The organism is Sphingobacterium sp. NGMCC 1.201703 (assembly GCF_047784615.1).
Classification (GTDB): Bacteria; Bacteroidota; Bacteroidia; order Sphingobacteriales; family Sphingobacteriaceae; genus Sphingobacterium.
On record NZ_JBLOHD010000002.1, the window covers coordinates 689,196 to 704,471 of the forward strand.

Genomic DNA, 15,276 nt, shown 5'->3' on the forward strand with positions numbered 1-15,276 from the left:
ACATATGAACCATTATTTAGCTGAATTTATCGGAACGACACTGCTCCTGCTCCTGGGGAACGGTGTTGTTGCAAATGTAATCTTAAAAGGAACAAAAGGAGAAAATAGTGGCTGGATTGTCATTACCACTGCATGGGCCCTTGCCGTGTATGTTGGAGTGGTCTTCGCGGGACCTTACACGGGCGCCCACCTCAACCCAGCAGTGACAATTGCCATGGCACTTAATAAGGCTTTACCCTGGACGGAAGTACCAGGCTATATTCTGGCTCAAGTTGCAGGCGGATTTTGCGGCGCATTGTTAACTTACGTTATACACAGAGACCACTTTAATGCAACAGCTGATCCCACCACCAAACTAGGTGTTTTCGCTACAATCCCAAATATCCGGAATACTTCAACAAACCTGGCAAGTGAAATCATTGGAACTTTCGTCTTAATTTTTGTTATCTTTTTTATAACAGGACAGGATATCACAATTAATGGAAAGACTGAACCTATTGGAATGGGCTCTTTAGGTGCCATACCGGTCGCCTTTTTAGTATGGGCTATTGGTTTATCCCTAGGAGGCACAACCGGCTATGCAATTAATCCCGCCAGAGATCTCGGTCCCCGCTTATTCCATGCGATTTGGCCAATTAAAGGTAAAGGAAGTTCGGACTGGTCTTACGCCTGGATCCCCATCATTGGTCCAATCATTGGGGCGATATTAGCATTTGTAGTCTATACTTTAATAAAATAATAAAGGGATTCAATATTGAATCCCTTTATTATTTTAAACCCGTTTTGGTTTACGATGACCATATTCTCTATCGCGCTCAAAAGTATTCATATGCCGCTCCTTTTTCACGGGATAAACGTCGTCAATAACAATCAAAATTCCTTTTTCTTCCACCGTACCGAACTCATCATTTCGAGCAGTACCGAAAGATTTCATCGTCGGGGACAGGTTCATGTATGTATTGATTAAAGGTGGGATATTTTCCCCCAATGCTCTTACATGACTATTTAATATTTTATAACCTTCCTTATAATCTAAGCCATCAAAAACACCGATAAAACGGTCATAATCGTTTTTAATTTCTAAATCAGGCAATGGAATAACCAATTTATCATGATCCGGGAAATAGTAGTCCATAAAGTAAAGCAACATATCCCGTGCATCCTTGTTATAATGTGGATACATTGTCACTTTCCCAAAAAGGTATTTGATTTCTGGATTGAGCATCACCAAAGCCCCCAAACCGTCCCACAGATTGTCTAAGGAAAAAATTCCTTTTCTATTGTCAATTGCAGGTTGATATCGAGGTTGAACAAAAGATCGCCCTAATTCAATGGTATAGGGTAAATAATCTTTTGTAAACTGATCTGAGAACTGAAAATAATGGGCGGTAGATAAATTGGGAATACCATTGGTCTCTCCTGCCTCTGCACATTTAATCACACGATAACCGGCAACAACTTCTTCATCTTCGGGATTCCATGCGATCAGTTGATCGTAGCAATCCTCAGATGTATCATTTTCATCGATATCGATCGAAAGCCCTGTACCTCCACCTGCGCCACGGAATGTCAACTCCCGTAACCGTCCAATTTCGCGCATGACATTGGGCGAGTTATGATAGTTGATTAAGTATATCTCGTTATTTCCATTGTTGGTATATCGTACGAAAACGTCCTTGTTCAATTCGGCTTTCAATAGTTCTCTATCAACTGGAGGTATAATTTCTTGCATAAATTCTATTTTTCTTGAGCTAATCCATAAACTCTTCTTTTCACTTCTTCAGCCCAAGTCTTTTCGTTCTTTGATTGATCAAACGCTGTATAAGGGATTCTCTTTCCTACTATAATGTTAACAGTGTGCCCGCGCTGGGCAAACATTTCATCAGGTAAATATAACATTTCAATGTTTACCTTAAGACCTATTTTTTGTCTAAGCCTTGCAAAATTATAAAAAAACTTAGAGTTTTTGCCGTCAATAAGTACCGGAATGATATCTTTTTTATATTTCTTCGCTTTGCTGATAAAGCTTTTTTTCCATTCCAGGTCCTCGATACGTCCATCTTTCTGCTTTCTGGAGACCAGGCCGGCGGGAAATACAAGCAAAGCATCATCGGCTCCATAGGCTTCCTCAATTGCCGAAATAGCTTGTTTACCCTGTCCTCCCAATTTATTCACACCGACAAATAAAGGCCTCAAATTTCCTATATTTAATAAGATATCATTCACCAAAAATTTCACATCCCGTCGATGCTTTCCTATCGCATGCATAAACGCAATCCCATCTAAACCACCCAAAGGATGATTGGAGGCAAAAATGACCGGATCAGAATCCGGAATGTTTTCGGCGCCATATAAATTTACTGTAACTCCCAAATCATTGATTAACGCATCGACAAAATCCAGCCCCTGCAAATCTGCAAAACGCGTCATAATATCATTGATCTCATCTTCATGAATGGTCCTCTTAAGATAATTCAACAAAAAAGATGGAATCCACTTTGCTAATCCTGCATTTTTTTTGCGAATAACCTCGCGTATATCAATAAATTTTTTATTCTCACTCGTAACCATCAATCTTATTTTTCTAAAAAACTAGCTACCCTCCATTTTTAACATAGCTTAAATTGTGGACAAAAATACTAACAGAATGCTAATAAAAGTACAATTTTAAACATTAAAATTGTACTTATTTGCAATAATGTAATTACTTACTTTTAATTTATTCATCAAACACAAAAAAGTCCAGACACCGCCAAAGATTCTGATCTATAAAATTTTCCCTATCACATCATTTTTTTTATTAAGTTTGGGTATGTTAATAGGACAATTTCTTTCAAACGCAGATTTCAGCATCCAGAAAGCTGATTCAATACAACAGGCCTTAGAAAAACTACAAGACATGCTTTGTAAAGAATTGGTTGTTTTAAATGGGGATGAATATATTGGATTCGTCAATGAGTCTGTTTTGTTGGATGCCGATAATGAAGAAGCTTCTATTTCCTCCATTAAAATTAACACTGCACCAATACAGCTTAAATTTAACCAGCATCCATATGATGCATTGGTCATGACAACTGTATACAACAGTTCATTAGTCCCAATTTTGGATCAAGATAACAAATATATTGGTGTTTCTACGCAATTAGATATTTTAAAGGCAATTTCATTGATCCAATCTCAGAATGAATCCGGGGCTATCATTGTCTTGTCAATAGGGTTACATGATTTTTCTTTATCCCAGATTTCGCATTTGGTAGAAAGTGACAACTGTAGAATTCTCAATTGCGCCACAAAAATAAATCTCGAAAGCGATTCCATTGAAGTGACACTGAAAGTAGACAAGTCCAATATCAACGCGCTGCTCAATTCATTCTTAAGGCATAATTATATCGTTATGGAGACACACAATACTGTTGCCGCATTTGATGACACTGCCGATCGTTATCAGCAACTGATGAATTACATCAACATTTAATAAATTAAGATTAGTTTTTTTCTCATCTTTGCCCCATAAATTCAAAAAAATATGAGAATTGCGATATATGGACGAGAGTTTCAACCCTCCGTTATAGCACATGTGAAGCACTTATTTAAATATCTCGTTGGTAAAAACGTCGATATATGGGTTTATGATCCTTTTTATAAGTTCTTGACAACGCAGTTTGAATGTGGATTTAGTTTTCCCACCTACCATGTATATGAGGAAATTAAAGACAACGTTGATCTCATGCTAAGTTTAGGAGGCGATGGCACTATGCTATCAGCGGTATCACTCATTAGAGACTCGGGTATTCCCATCGCAGGTATTAATTTTGGACGTTTGGGCTTTTTGGCCTCCATCAATAAGAATGACTTTGAACATGCAATAGAAGATATCTTAAACAATCGTTACGATATTCAAAAACGTGTACTTCTTTCGGTAGAATCTGAACAGATCAATCTATTTCAGGGTAATCATTATGCCCTTAACGATATTACGGTATTTCGTTACGATAGCTCTGCAATGATCACAGTCAATGCACGGATTAACGGCGAACTACTCAATTCCTATTGGGCGGACGGGTTGATTATCGCTACTCCTACCGGTTCAACAGCTTATTCGTTGAGCTGCGGAGGACCAATCATTATGCCTGAAAGCGGGAATTTTGTAATCACGCCGATCTCACCACATAACCTTAACGTCAGACCGATCGTTATTTCAAATCAATTCACCCTTGAGCTGGAAATCGAGAGCCGAAGCAATCAATACATACTCAGTTGTGACTCAAAAAATGAGTCTATCGATACTTCCGTTAAATTGACAATCAAACAAGCTCCATTTACGATCAATCTAATCCGTCTTCCGCAGGAGAGTTTTTTTAGCACATTGAGAGAAAAACTACTTTGGGGAATAGATGTCAGAAACTACTAATCTTTATGATATTATGCTTCTGAATTATCAATTAAAAATCGATATTTGGAAGGAATAATACAGCATAAGAGACACAAAGCACCTAAAATAAGGTGCCAAAAATAATGATCAAACGGTTTAACCTTGGGAGGTAAAACATCGTTTGAAGGTAATATACAGAAAGCCAGTATCTGGTTTTAACACACAAATACGCTGTAAAAGGCTAAAAGGTGTTAATTTTATTGAATATAGCAACAATGAGCTTTTTAGATCAAATTGATAACATTAAATTACCCCAACATATTGCTATCATCATGGATGGTAACGGTCGTTGGGCAAAACAAAAAGGTAAACTCCGTGTATTTGGACATCAAAATGGGGTAAAAGCAGTGAGAGAGGCTTTAGAAGGATGTGTTCAGGCCAACATAAAATTTCTAACGCTCTATGCTTTCTCAGCGGAAAATTGGAATCGACCAAAACTGGAAGTAATCGCTTTAATGGAACTGTTGGTCTCCTCCTTAAAAAAAGAAATCAAGACATTCCAGGAAAATGGTGTCAGATTAAACGCAATTGGAGATATCAGCAAACTTCCTTCCAACGCGCAAAAGAAACTTCAGGAAACGATTGAGGCCACCAAAGATAACACGCACTGTACACTCACGCTGGCCTTAAGCTATAGTTCCCGCCAGGAAATTGTTGAAACTACCCGAAATCTAGCTAAAAAAGTTCAAGCGGGAGAATTGAGCATCGAGGAAATCAATGATGACATTTTCTCTGCCAATCTCTACACCCGGGGATTACCAGATCCAGATCTATTGATAAGAACCAGTGGAGAACTCCGGATCAGTAATTTCCTTCTTTGGCAAATTGCTTATTCTGAATTATGTTTTTTAGATAAGATGTGGCCAGAGTTTACAAAGGAAGATTTATTTAAATCCATTGTCGATTATCAACAGCGTGAAAGAAGGTTTGGAAAAACAAGTGAGCAGTTATAAATGATTTTATTAAATTTGTCAACTGATTTGAATAAAAAACAAGCTGGTTAAATTTTCTTAATTAACAAAAATTAACAACTGATTGGTGTACTTTAGCGCCAATAATTCAAGATAAATGAAGCGTATACTACCCGTAATACTATTTTTTGGTCTCTCATCAATGCAACTTGTCTACGGACAGCAAAATGGTGCGTTCAACTTAAATGATCCCGAAAAAATCAGTTATCTCAACCCTAAAAACTATGTAATTAGTGCTGTTGATGTAACCGGAACACAATTTTTGGATAAGAACGTATTAATTACAATATCTAAATTGTCTGTAGGTCAATATCTGGAAGTACCAAGTGAAGCGACTGCGAAAGTAGTAAAAGACATGATGGCTCAAGGCCTCTTTGACGCTGTCGAATTATGGGCAGAAAAAATTGAAGGTGAAAATATCTTCTTAACCATTCGTGTAGTAGAACGCCCCCGTTTGACACGTATTGATATTAACGGACTGAGCAAAAGTCAAACTGAGGAAGTCCGCAAGCGTTTAAATAGTAATACCGGTAAGATTGTCAACGAAAACTTGATGAATACGACCCGGGCAACGATTCAACGTTTTCTAAAAGAAAAAGCTTATTTATATCCAGAAATTACACTAAAAACAGTTAAGGATTCGGCTCAGGCGAATAATGAGATCTTAATTGCTGACGTAGATAAAAAACACAAGGTAAGAGTCAAAGAGATGACCTTCACAGGCAATGAACATTTTTCACAAAAAGATTTGCGGAAAATGGCAAAGCCAATTAAACAAAAAATGTGGTACCGCATATTTGGTCCGGGTAAATTCAAAGAAGAGAAATACAAAGAGGGAAAAGAAAACCTGATCAAAAAAATGGCCGCTAAGGGTTATCGCGATGCGGAGATCTTAAAAGATACGATCATTCGCGATGGTGAGAAAAATGTATTGGTCAAATTTGATATTTATGAAGGTCCAAAATATTATGTAGGTAATATTGTGTGGACAGGAAATGCAAAATATTCAGATACCTTATTAAATAAAATTTTAGGAATCAAACGTGGTGATGTCTTCTCAGAGGAAAAACTGAACGCAAAATTACTAGGTGGAGGCAAAAATTCAGATGACATCTCATCTATCTATATGAATGATGGTTATTTGACCTTCTCCGTAGACCCTGAGCAAACACGTGTATATAACGATACCATCGACTTAAATTTACGTGTATATGAAGGCGCGCAATATACCATTAACAACGTTATCGTAAAAGGTAATGATGTTACAAATGACCGAGTGGTATTACGTTCGATCTATACAAAACCGGGACAAAAATTCTCAAAAGAGCAAATTATGCGGAGCGTTCGTGAGATTGCCCAATTAGGGAATTTTGATGAGCAAAAAACAAATCCAGTTCCGAGCAATTTGAATTATGCGGAAGGTACGGTGGATATCGTTTATAATGTAACGGAGAAACCATCCGATCAGGTAGAGCTTTCAGGAGGTTATGGAGCCGGACAGATCATAGGTACATTAGGTTTAACTTTCAATAACTTTTCTACAAGTAACTTCTTTGATAAGAGTTCATGGAAACCTCTTCCTCGTGGTGATGGCCAAAAATTAAGTGTGCGTGGTCAGACTTCAGGTAAACGTTACCAATCCTATAGCTTCTCCTTCTCGGAACCTTGGCTAGGTGGAAAAAAACCGATATATTTTGGTTTGAGTGCTTATACCTCCAGTTCATCCTATGGTGGATTCAACTATTATACCGGGGAGCAAATCGTAAAAGATTCAGAATTGAACCGTATTTGGATGACGGGTATTACAGCAACTTTAGGTAAACGCCTACAGTGGCCAGACAACTGGTTCCAAGCCAATACTTCATTGTCTTTCCAACGGTATAAACTTCAGAATTATGGCAACTATTTCTTGTTTGATAACGGTACAGCATACAATATCAATTTAACACAAGAATTTAGCCGTAACTCGATCGATGCTCCGATCTACCCAACTTCGGGTTCGAACATCAAGTTCTCGGTACAATTGACGCCTCCTTATTCCCTATTCAATAATATTGATTATAAAAATGGTACTCCTCAGGAACGTTATCGCTGGACGGAATACCATAAGTGGAAATTCGATTCGCAATGGTATGCAAAAATTGTCGGAAAATTAGTTTTCAAAGCTCAGGCACAATTTGGTTTCTTAGGGAAATATTCTAATAAAACTGAAACGTCTACATTCGAAAGGTTCAAAGTCGGTGGTGATGGTATGCAAGGGTTTGATTACCTTCAAGGATCTGAGATTATTGCAATGCGTGGTTATGCAAATGGTGTAATTATTCCAGAAGGTACACAAAATGTTAACGTAGCGCGGAATTCAGGGAGCCCAATCTATACCAAGTATCAAATGGAATTACGTCATCCGGTTATGTTAAATGACCAGGCTACGGTGTATGTACTGGCTTTTGCGGAAGCTGGTAACACATGGAACAAATTCACGGAATACAATCCATTTAAGGTCCGTCGTTCGGCAGGTGTTGGTGCACGTATCTTCTTACCTATCTTTGGTATGTTGGGGATCGACTACGGTCACGCATTCGATCCTATTCCAGGATTACCGAGCAGTACTTGGAAACAAAACTTTACCTTTAGTATTATGCAAAATATGGGCGGATTTTAACCGAGGTTGATCTGGCCACCAAGATATATCCACATCGGAGTAAAAAGCTATCGCAGAAACTGCGATAGCTTTTTTTATGTATAGCATTTAAATTTATTTAGTTGAACGCTGCATATCGCTTAAATCTTCTTATCTTGAAGGAAGTTTGCTTTTAACAACAAAGGTTAGCCGTAATGGGCTCTTTGGAAATGTATAACAGGACTCGGCCAACAAGTTAAATAGTGTTAAACCCGAGAAATATCTGTTAGATTGCATCTTTTTTGTTATTTTTGAGCGGTAAATTTATTTAAGACGGCTTCTCAGATTAAACTTTTGGGCTCGGCCATTGTCATAAGGTAAATGAATGTTAAATATTAAATTATAGTCTATAAAACTTACAGGAAATATGAAAAAAATATTGTTAGTTATAGCTTTTGTAGTCGTTAGTGCTACAGCGACATTTGCGCAACAGCTTGCATATGTAGATTCAGAATATATCCTAAAACACATTCCCGAATATACCACTGCCCAAAAACAACTGGATGACCTTTCCAAACAATGGCAGGAAGAGGTAGATCAAAAATATGCCGAAATAGAAAAATTATATCAGGCTTATCAAAAAGATCAGGCCTTGTTAAATGAGGACATGCGTCGTCGTCGCGAAGATGAAATCGTTACGAGAGAAAAAGAGGTGAAAGATTATCAAAAACAGAAATTCGGATTTGAAGGCGAACTTTTCAAAAGGCGGGTTCAATTAATTAAACCTATTCAGGACCGCGTAGCAAAAGCGATACAAGATGTTGCTTCGGCACAGAATTTTGATTTCATCGTGGACAAAGGCAAAGAATCCACTTTCCTTTATGCAAATTCAAAATTGAACAAAAGTAATGATGTCATTACAAAATTAGGCTATAAACCTAATCCTAGTCTTGCAAACTAAGCTGGAGTTTGTTATCATTGTGGACACAAGTAAAAAAAGTAGTAATTAATTAGAAAACTAAAAAGATTGCCATAGAGATGGCGTATTAGATTAAAATGAAAAGCATGAAAAACTTATTAAAAGGTGCGGTTGCTATAGTGGCAGTATTTTTCTCAACTCAATTCGCTAATGCACAGCAAAAGATCGGTCACATCAATTTTGCTGACATTATTCAATCAACTCCAGATTATAAAACAGCGGAAGCTCAATTGAAAACTTTGAGTGAGAGTAAAACCAAAGAAATTCAAGGCATGGTCACTATTTTACAGACCAAACAAAAAGAAGGAACCGATAAATTACGTACCAGAAGCGAAGCTAACAAAGATACGCTAGATCCTGAATTGAATAAATTAGGACAAGAAATCCAAGATATGCAAACTCGTATTCAATCATCACAACAAACTGCTCAAGAAGAATTGGGAAAAAAAGAAGATGAATTGATTACACCTATCCAAAGAAAAGTAGCTGATGCAGTCAACGCTGTAGCAAAAGAAAAAGGAATGGCTTATGTATTTGATATCTCAAGCACGAATATTCCTTATTTCCAAGGTGGTGAGGATTTAACCGCTGCTGTAAAATCTAAATTAGGTATTTCGGCAACAGCTGCGCCTACTGCACCAGCAAAAAAATAATAACGTATCACATACGTCATAAAAAAAGGGATTATTCGTAAGAATAGTCCCTTTTTTATTGCCCATGTCCCGCTAATTCCAAAGTAAAACAATTTACCGCAAACTTGTTAAATGGCAATCTGCGTGTCGACTAAAATAGTTTATTAAAAGGAATTAAAATCTGTTATACGATTTTCTTGCTTTTCCCAGCTAAAATTTAGATATTGTAGAAAAAATATACATCTACCCTAATGAAACATCATGAGTCCAAATTTGTTTATTAACGAACGAATAGGATAACTCATGGAAGCTTCGTTGCTAAAAATGGTTTTATTCGTATGAAATTATCACGGGCTTAAATTAGCTCAAGACTTATACGATTGAGTCTATGATAGCTTCATTCTTAGTAACACCGCCAAAGGCAATATAATGCCTTTGTAAATAAATTGGTAATGAATAAACAAAATTATTCTAATGAAAAAGAACGTAACTGAGGATCGTCCAAAGAAAGAAAGAAAAGTAACATCGGGTCCCATCCGAGACAAGGAACGTACCAAAGCGCGGATGATCGCCGCAGTGGGAAAAGTCATCCAAAAGAAAGGCTACCATGCGCTGAACGGCCCGAATATCGCACTGGAGTGCGGCCTAAATAAAGCACTCATCTGGAATTATTTTGGAGGCCTCGATCAATTAGTAGAGGCTTACTTAACACAAAAAGATTTTTGGCAGATTGGCGATAAAGGTGTTTTGGAGCAAATGATATCGAATCCAAATGATATTGATGTCGCTCTGGTAAACGAATTACTTAAATCCCAATTGAATACTTTTTTAAAGGATAAAACCAAACAGAAAATCATCCATTGGGGACTGGGTGAGAAAACTAAAGCATTAAAAAATATAGCCGATAGACGCGAAGTTCTTGGTGAAGAATTATTTAAACACGTTGATCCAAAATTTGAGCATTCAGAAACGGACATAAGGGCGACACTCGCCATACTAGTAAGCGGAATTTATTACTTAGCACTACAGGCCAAATCTACAGGCAGCACTTTCTGCGGTATTGACATCAATACAGAAGAGGGAAAAATCCGTATTGAAAAAACCGTTGAAAAAATCCTTAAGCAAGCATTTGCCGGTATAGAATAAATCATTAGCCGAACAATCTTTGCCCCCAGAAAATCATTGCAACTTTCTCGGGGGCTTACTTTTCCAACCCCTTCTTCCTATTCTTTATTTTTTCTGAAAGTATCTGTTCTCTATTGGTCAGAAAGAATCCTCAGTTGATTTTCATGGCTGTTGGTGCTTATAAGAATAGGGATATTTTTTCAGAAAATTACCTTTATAAGCTTATTTTTTTGATTTATTTTTATTATGTTAGCATAATAAAATATTATAGTATATTTGTTTTTGTAACCAATATTCGAGCATATGATAGGTCAGCTAATATTTGCGGTTTGTTTTTTAGGAGCATTATTTTTCTTTGGTAAAAATGTGCAACAGATCTACAGTAATATAAAATTAGGACGAGATTTAGATCGTTCGGACCGAGCTCCAGAGCGCTGGAAAACGATGATTTTGGTTGCTTTTGGACAAAAAAAGATGTTTAAGCGGATTACTCCCGCCATCCTACACTTATTTGTTTATCTGGGTTTCGTTATTATCAATATCGAAATGCTGGAAATCATTATTGACGGTTTATTCGGAACGCATCGGATCTTTTCCTTCTTGGGCGGTTTCTATAACTTTTTGATCGGTTCATTTGAATGGCTGGCACTTGCTGTACTCGTGTCCTGCCTGGTCTTCCTTATTCGCAGAAATATTGTCAAAGTAAATCGTCTAAATAGTAGAGAACTGAACAACTGGCCCAAAACAGACGCTAATATTATTTTGATTACGGAAATTCTGCTGATGTCGGCCTTTCTGTTAATGAATGCGACGGACCTCAAATTACAGCTTTACGGGTATGAACATTTTAGTTCTGTGGGTTCCTTTCCGGTAAGTCATTATTTATTACCCTATCTTCCGACGTCTACTAGTACACTGTATATCATCGAAAGGTTTTGCTGGTGGTTTCACATATTAGGTGTATTAGCTTTTTTAAACTATCTGCCCTATTCGAAACACTTGCATATCGTTCTGGCTTTTCCAAACACTTATTTTTCAAGCTTGGATGCGAAGGGGAAATTATCCAATATGCCCGCTGTCACCAACGAAGTAAAAGCGATGCTTGATCCAAGTTTTACGCCTCCATCTTCAGATACCGTAGCTCGCTTTGGCGCCAAAGATGTGCAGGATCTAACATGGAAAAGCCTTCTGGATGCCTATACCTGTACAGAATGTGGTCGCTGTACTTCCTCCTGCCCGGCCAATATTACGGGAAAGCTGCTATCCCCGCGAAAAATAATGATGGATACAAGGGATCGATTAACTGAAGTAGGTAACAACATTAAGGTAAATGGAAGCTTTGTGGAAGATGGAAAGTCGCTGATCGACAATTATATCAGCCGCGAAGAATTGTGGGCTTGTACAAGTTGTAATGCCTGTGTCGAGCAATGCCCTGTCAATATTAACCCTTTGGACATTATCGTAGAACTTCGTCGATTTGCGGTTATGGAGGAATCTCAGGCCCCCGCAAGTATCAACAATATGTTTGGCAACATTGAGAATAATGGTGCTCCATGGAAGTATGCACAAATGGATCGTGCGAATTGGACTCAACAACAATAGTTTAATGATGGAAAATGAATTAAAAGTTCCAACAGTCGCTGAACTGTTAGCTAAGGGAGAAGCTCCCGATATATTATTTTGGGTGGGATGTGCTGGTAGTTTTGATGAGCGCGCTCAAAAAATAACACGTGATATTTGTCGGATTCTCCAGCATGTTGGGCTCAACTATGCAATTCTTGGAACAGAAGAAAGCTGCACCGGAGATCCCGCAAAAAGAAGTGGGAATGAATTTCTATTTCAGATGCAAGCTATGATGAATATCGAAATATTGAATGGTTATGAAATCAAAAAAATTGTCACTGCTTGTCCACACTGCTTTAATACACTTAAAAATGAATACCCTGCTTTGGGGGGTAACTATGAAGTTATCCATCACACACAGTTGATCCAGAGCCTCATTGACGAGGGTAAGTTGAAACCGGCCGACAATACGATATTTAAGGGTAAAAAAATAACCTATCATGATCCTTGCTATCTGGGGCGGGCAAATGAAGTTTACGAAGCACCCCGAAAAGTACTTGAAAGTCTGGATGCGCAACTTGTCGAATTGAAACGTTGCAAAAGCAATGGGCTGTGCTGTGGTGCCGGCGGTGGCCAGATGTTCAAAGAACCTGAACAAGGGAAGAAAGATATTAATATCGAACGTATTGAAGAGGTTATAGCCGCACAGCCCCAAGTTGTTGCCGCTGCATGTCCCTTCTGTATGACGATGTTAAAAGATGGGGTCAAAATAAAAGAGAAAGAGTCCGAAATTGAAGTACTTGATATTGCTGAAATAACTGCCCGTGCAAATAAACTTTGAAAAGTTTCGATCGGTCAATCATCAGCATAAATTAATAAAGGCTTGATCCGAAGATCAAGCCTCCTTTTGTTGAAAGGAATTGCCTTTCAACATTGGTAAGAACTAGCCGTCATAGGTTACCCTACCGGTTAAAATAAGGGTACCTATGCTACCGGCTAGCTAAGAGGAATATATGATATCCTCCATTCAACCAATGAATTAACCATTTCAAATTTAGCGTTCATTTTTCATGTATTTATTGATGATTTCCGAGAAAATATTGATCAAATCCGAACTATTGAAAAAAAAATCATTTTTTTTAAAACGCATGAGGCCGCAATCCTAAAAATTTACAGCCTCATAGGTAGTTTTTTATTTAAAATAAGATAAACAGATGGTAACAGGAAGGCCTAGGGCATTGGCTTTATAGCACTTAGCATGAATAATCCATCTTCTTCCTCAGGTTTCGAATAGATTTTATTGTGAACTTCATTATCATTTTTTAAATCAATGAAGCCCACCTTATCCAATAGATATAAATCTCTTTCTGGTCGGCTATATTTGCTTATATCCAAATTGGATTTGATGTCATTTGCTTCTTCCATAATTTCTTTAGGATATCTTTCATGCCCCTCTTGACTGAAAACTGTCGCTCCGAAATCACCGTCAAAATTTATAAACCTTCCTCCGGGCTTCAATACCCGAAATATTTCACGATAACATTTAAATAAATCCGGTATCGTCCAGGTCATAAGACGTGTAAAAACAAGATCAAATTTATCATCATCAAATGCTAAATTTTGAGCATCCATTACGTGATAATCCACTGTTAGATTCAATGCATCAGAAACCTGTTTTGCTTCATTGATCATGTTTGGAGAGAGATCAATAGCGGTCACCTCAAAGCCTGCCTTGGTCATAATATTACCAAAGTATCCTGAAGCAGTCCCTATCTCCAAAATATTCTTTCCACCCAACTTTGGGTCAAGCAATAATTCTTCGAAAAACTCCAACCAATTTGCTGTTTCGGGTTTGGACCAAGCCTCCTCTTTCTCTTCACGCCAAATCTTACTTTGTTTGTCCCAATACGATGTAATTCTGTCAATTATCATAATAAATCTATAATTTTATCAGCTTTTTGCTTTCCATAAAGATGGGTAATAATTTCTTCAACCTGCCCCTTCTGATCTAATTGCTTATCACCATACGCCCAATGATGTATTGCCGTTGCTGTACAAAGCGCCTTCAACGTATGTGGATTGTAGGCAAACATTGGCAACAGATTAAAAATCTGCTTCTCCTTTATCGCAGGAATATCCGCAAACTCTTTTCGTTTATAAAATAATTGTGGACTATCGTTCCACATGACAATCATATCAGGGTTCCAACCGATCAATGTTTCCGCGTTAATATTCGGTTGATCCAACTCAAAAGGACAGACATTTTCAACGCCGGCCATTTCCAGGCAAGCGTGCATCATGCTCTTCGTACCTGTTGTCGAAAAAACACGTCCATACGCCCAGGTAAAATATACCCGTCTTTTCTTTGCTATCGTATCGGAAGTTTTTTTGATGAGTTCTGCTTTCTGCTTTACATAGGAAATCAACTCCATACCTCTTTCTGTACTCGCTGTAAGTGTGGCAATATCCTCCACTGTTTTAAACACCTCCGCTTTCAATTCGGCTTTCGTTGCATACACCTTCATTCCAGCATTCCGCAAGCCCTCTATCAGATCCACCTGACCAGCATGTACGATTACTAAATCTGGACTGAGTCCGACAATCTGTTCAACGCTTCCCTGATTATTTGTCCCTACTACTGGTAATTTCCGTTCCAAGATTCGTGCATCCATTTTCGAAAAGAAGGGAAATAGTTCATCACTGGAATAAACATCATTAAATAGCCCAACAATTCTATGCTCAGCCTGCAGCATATATAGCGCGTCCAATCCGGGTTCGTATAAGCATACGATACGTTCTGCAGGTTTCTCTAACGCAATAAGATGCCCTTGCGCATCGGTTACCTCAAAGGCGGCTCCATTCGCTTTTACTTTTTGATTTTCGCCACTACAGCCTATCCAAATAGGAAATAGGACCACTATAAGCTTTTTTATAAAATTTATTTTCATCGTTTT

At 37.9% G+C, this 15,276-nt stretch carries 14 protein-coding genes; 10 read left to right on the top strand and 4 right to left on the bottom strand.

The annotated features are described in order from the left end of the window. The first annotated feature begins 4 nt into the window (after window positions 1–4). A complete protein-coding gene (locus tag ACK8HY_RS08170) occupies window positions 5–739 on the top strand; it encodes an MIP/aquaporin family protein (RefSeq protein ID WP_416133333.1) in 735 nt (244 codons plus the stop codon). A 33-nt stretch (window positions 740–772) separates the two neighbouring features. On the opposite strand, the gene ACK8HY_RS08175 is transcribed toward ACK8HY_RS08170, so the two are convergent. Together ACK8HY_RS08175 and ACK8HY_RS08180 are read right to left on the bottom strand one after the other, a co-directional pair. Then, the gene (locus tag ACK8HY_RS08175) at window positions 773–1,732 is read right to left on the bottom strand and encodes a GNAT family N-acetyltransferase (RefSeq protein WP_077432512.1); all 960 of its coding nucleotides are present in this window, start codon (window positions 1,730–1,732) and stop codon (window positions 773–775) included. Between the two features lie 5 nt (window positions 1,733–1,737). Beyond that, window positions 1,738–2,571, bottom strand: coding sequence for a 1-acyl-sn-glycerol-3-phosphate acyltransferase (locus ACK8HY_RS08180; protein WP_077432511.1), 834 nt, complete (start codon window positions 2,569–2,571; stop codon window positions 1,738–1,740). A 241-nt stretch (window positions 2,572–2,812) separates the two neighbouring features. On the opposite strand from ACK8HY_RS08180, the gene ACK8HY_RS08185 reads away from it, so the two are divergent. The 9 genes from ACK8HY_RS08185 to ACK8HY_RS08225 all read left to right on the top strand — a co-directional run bounded on the left by ACK8HY_RS08185 (window position 2,813) and on the right by ACK8HY_RS08225 (window position 13,163). Continuing rightward, window positions 2,813–3,475, top strand: coding sequence for a CBS domain-containing protein (locus ACK8HY_RS08185; RefSeq protein WP_077432510.1), 663 nt, complete (start codon window positions 2,813–2,815; stop codon window positions 3,473–3,475). A gap of 51 nt (window positions 3,476–3,526) precedes the next feature. Beyond that, a complete protein-coding gene (locus ACK8HY_RS08190) occupies window positions 3,527–4,411 on the top strand; it encodes an NAD kinase (RefSeq protein WP_077432509.1) in 885 nt (294 codons plus the stop codon). Between the two features lie 236 nt (window positions 4,412–4,647). Continuing rightward, on the top strand, window positions 4,648–5,385 hold the full coding sequence (locus ACK8HY_RS08195; RefSeq protein WP_077432508.1) for an isoprenyl transferase: 738 nt from the start codon (window positions 4,648–4,650) through the stop codon (window positions 5,383–5,385). Window positions 5,386–5,500: 115 nt separating this feature from the next. After that, on the top strand, window positions 5,501–8,065 hold the full coding sequence (gene bamA, locus ACK8HY_RS08200) for an outer membrane protein assembly factor BamA (RefSeq protein WP_077432507.1): 2,565 nt from the start codon (window positions 5,501–5,503) through the stop codon (window positions 8,063–8,065). Window positions 8,066–8,450: 385 nt separating this feature from the next. Continuing rightward, window positions 8,451–8,984: an OmpH family outer membrane protein gene (locus ACK8HY_RS08205; RefSeq protein WP_077432506.1), complete on the top strand. Its 534-nt coding sequence runs from the start codon at window positions 8,451–8,453 to the stop codon at window positions 8,982–8,984. 104 nt (window positions 8,985–9,088) lie between these two features. Then, a complete protein-coding gene (locus tag ACK8HY_RS08210; RefSeq protein WP_416133334.1) occupies window positions 9,089–9,655 on the top strand; it encodes an OmpH family outer membrane protein in 567 nt (188 codons plus the stop codon). A gap of 453 nt (window positions 9,656–10,108) precedes the next feature. After that, window positions 10,109–10,780 carry a TetR/AcrR family transcriptional regulator gene (locus tag ACK8HY_RS08215; protein WP_077432505.1) on the top strand — a complete coding sequence of 224 codons (672 nt, stop codon included), beginning with the start codon at window positions 10,109–10,111 and terminating at the stop codon, window positions 10,778–10,780. Window positions 10,781–11,062: 282 nt separating this feature from the next. Beyond that, entirely contained in the window at window positions 11,063–12,361 is a 1,299-nt protein-coding gene (locus tag ACK8HY_RS08220) for a 4Fe-4S dicluster domain-containing protein (protein ID WP_416133335.1), read from the top strand. A 7-nt stretch (window positions 12,362–12,368) separates the two neighbouring features. Further along, window positions 12,369–13,163, top strand: coding sequence for a (Fe-S)-binding protein (locus ACK8HY_RS08225; protein ID WP_077435643.1), 795 nt, complete (start codon window positions 12,369–12,371; stop codon window positions 13,161–13,163). Between the two features lie 389 nt (window positions 13,164–13,552). On the opposite strand, the gene ACK8HY_RS08230 is transcribed toward ACK8HY_RS08225, so the two are convergent. Both ACK8HY_RS08230 and ACK8HY_RS08235 read right to left on the bottom strand, forming a co-directional pair. Beyond that, window positions 13,553–14,254: a class I SAM-dependent methyltransferase gene (locus tag ACK8HY_RS08230; RefSeq protein ID WP_077432503.1), complete on the bottom strand. Its 702-nt coding sequence runs from the start codon at window positions 14,252–14,254 to the stop codon at window positions 13,553–13,555. Beyond that, a complete protein-coding gene (locus ACK8HY_RS08235) occupies window positions 14,251–15,270 on the bottom strand; it encodes an ABC transporter substrate-binding protein (RefSeq protein ID WP_416133336.1) in 1,020 nt (339 codons plus the stop codon). The genes ACK8HY_RS08230 and ACK8HY_RS08235 overlap by 4 nt, the downstream gene beginning before the upstream one ends. Window positions 15,271–15,276: the final 6 nt, after the last annotated feature.

Coding starts and splice junctions, on each gene's coding strand:
- ACK8HY_RS08170 (WP_416133333.1), top strand. CDS start 5: ATGAACCATTATTTAGCTGAATTTATCGGAACGACACTGCTCCTGCTC.
- ACK8HY_RS08175 (WP_077432512.1), bottom strand. CDS start 1,732: ATGCAAGAAATTATACCTCCAGTTGATAGAGAACTATTGAAAGCCGAA.
- ACK8HY_RS08180 (WP_077432511.1), bottom strand. CDS start 2,571: ATGGTTACGAGTGAGAATAAAAAATTTATTGATATACGCGAGGTTATT.
- ACK8HY_RS08185 (WP_077432510.1), top strand. CDS start 2,813: ATGTTAATAGGACAATTTCTTTCAAACGCAGATTTCAGCATCCAGAAA.
- ACK8HY_RS08190 (WP_077432509.1), top strand. CDS start 3,527: ATGAGAATTGCGATATATGGACGAGAGTTTCAACCCTCCGTTATAGCA.
- ACK8HY_RS08195 (WP_077432508.1), top strand. CDS start 4,648: ATGAGCTTTTTAGATCAAATTGATAACATTAAATTACCCCAACATATT.
- bamA (WP_077432507.1), top strand. CDS start 5,501: ATGAAGCGTATACTACCCGTAATACTATTTTTTGGTCTCTCATCAATG.
- ACK8HY_RS08205 (WP_077432506.1), top strand. CDS start 8,451: ATGAAAAAAATATTGTTAGTTATAGCTTTTGTAGTCGTTAGTGCTACA.
- ACK8HY_RS08210 (WP_416133334.1), top strand. CDS start 9,089: ATGAAAAACTTATTAAAAGGTGCGGTTGCTATAGTGGCAGTATTTTTC.
- ACK8HY_RS08215 (WP_077432505.1), top strand. CDS start 10,109: ATGAAAAAGAACGTAACTGAGGATCGTCCAAAGAAAGAAAGAAAAGTA.
- ACK8HY_RS08220 (WP_416133335.1), top strand. CDS start 11,063: ATGATAGGTCAGCTAATATTTGCGGTTTGTTTTTTAGGAGCATTATTT.
- ACK8HY_RS08225 (WP_077435643.1), top strand. CDS start 12,369: ATGGAAAATGAATTAAAAGTTCCAACAGTCGCTGAACTGTTAGCTAAG.
- ACK8HY_RS08230 (WP_077432503.1), bottom strand. CDS start 14,254: ATGATAATTGACAGAATTACATCGTATTGGGACAAACAAAGTAAGATT.
- ACK8HY_RS08235 (WP_416133336.1), bottom strand. CDS start 15,270: ATGAAAATAAATTTTATAAAAAAGCTTATAGTGGTCCTATTTCCTATT.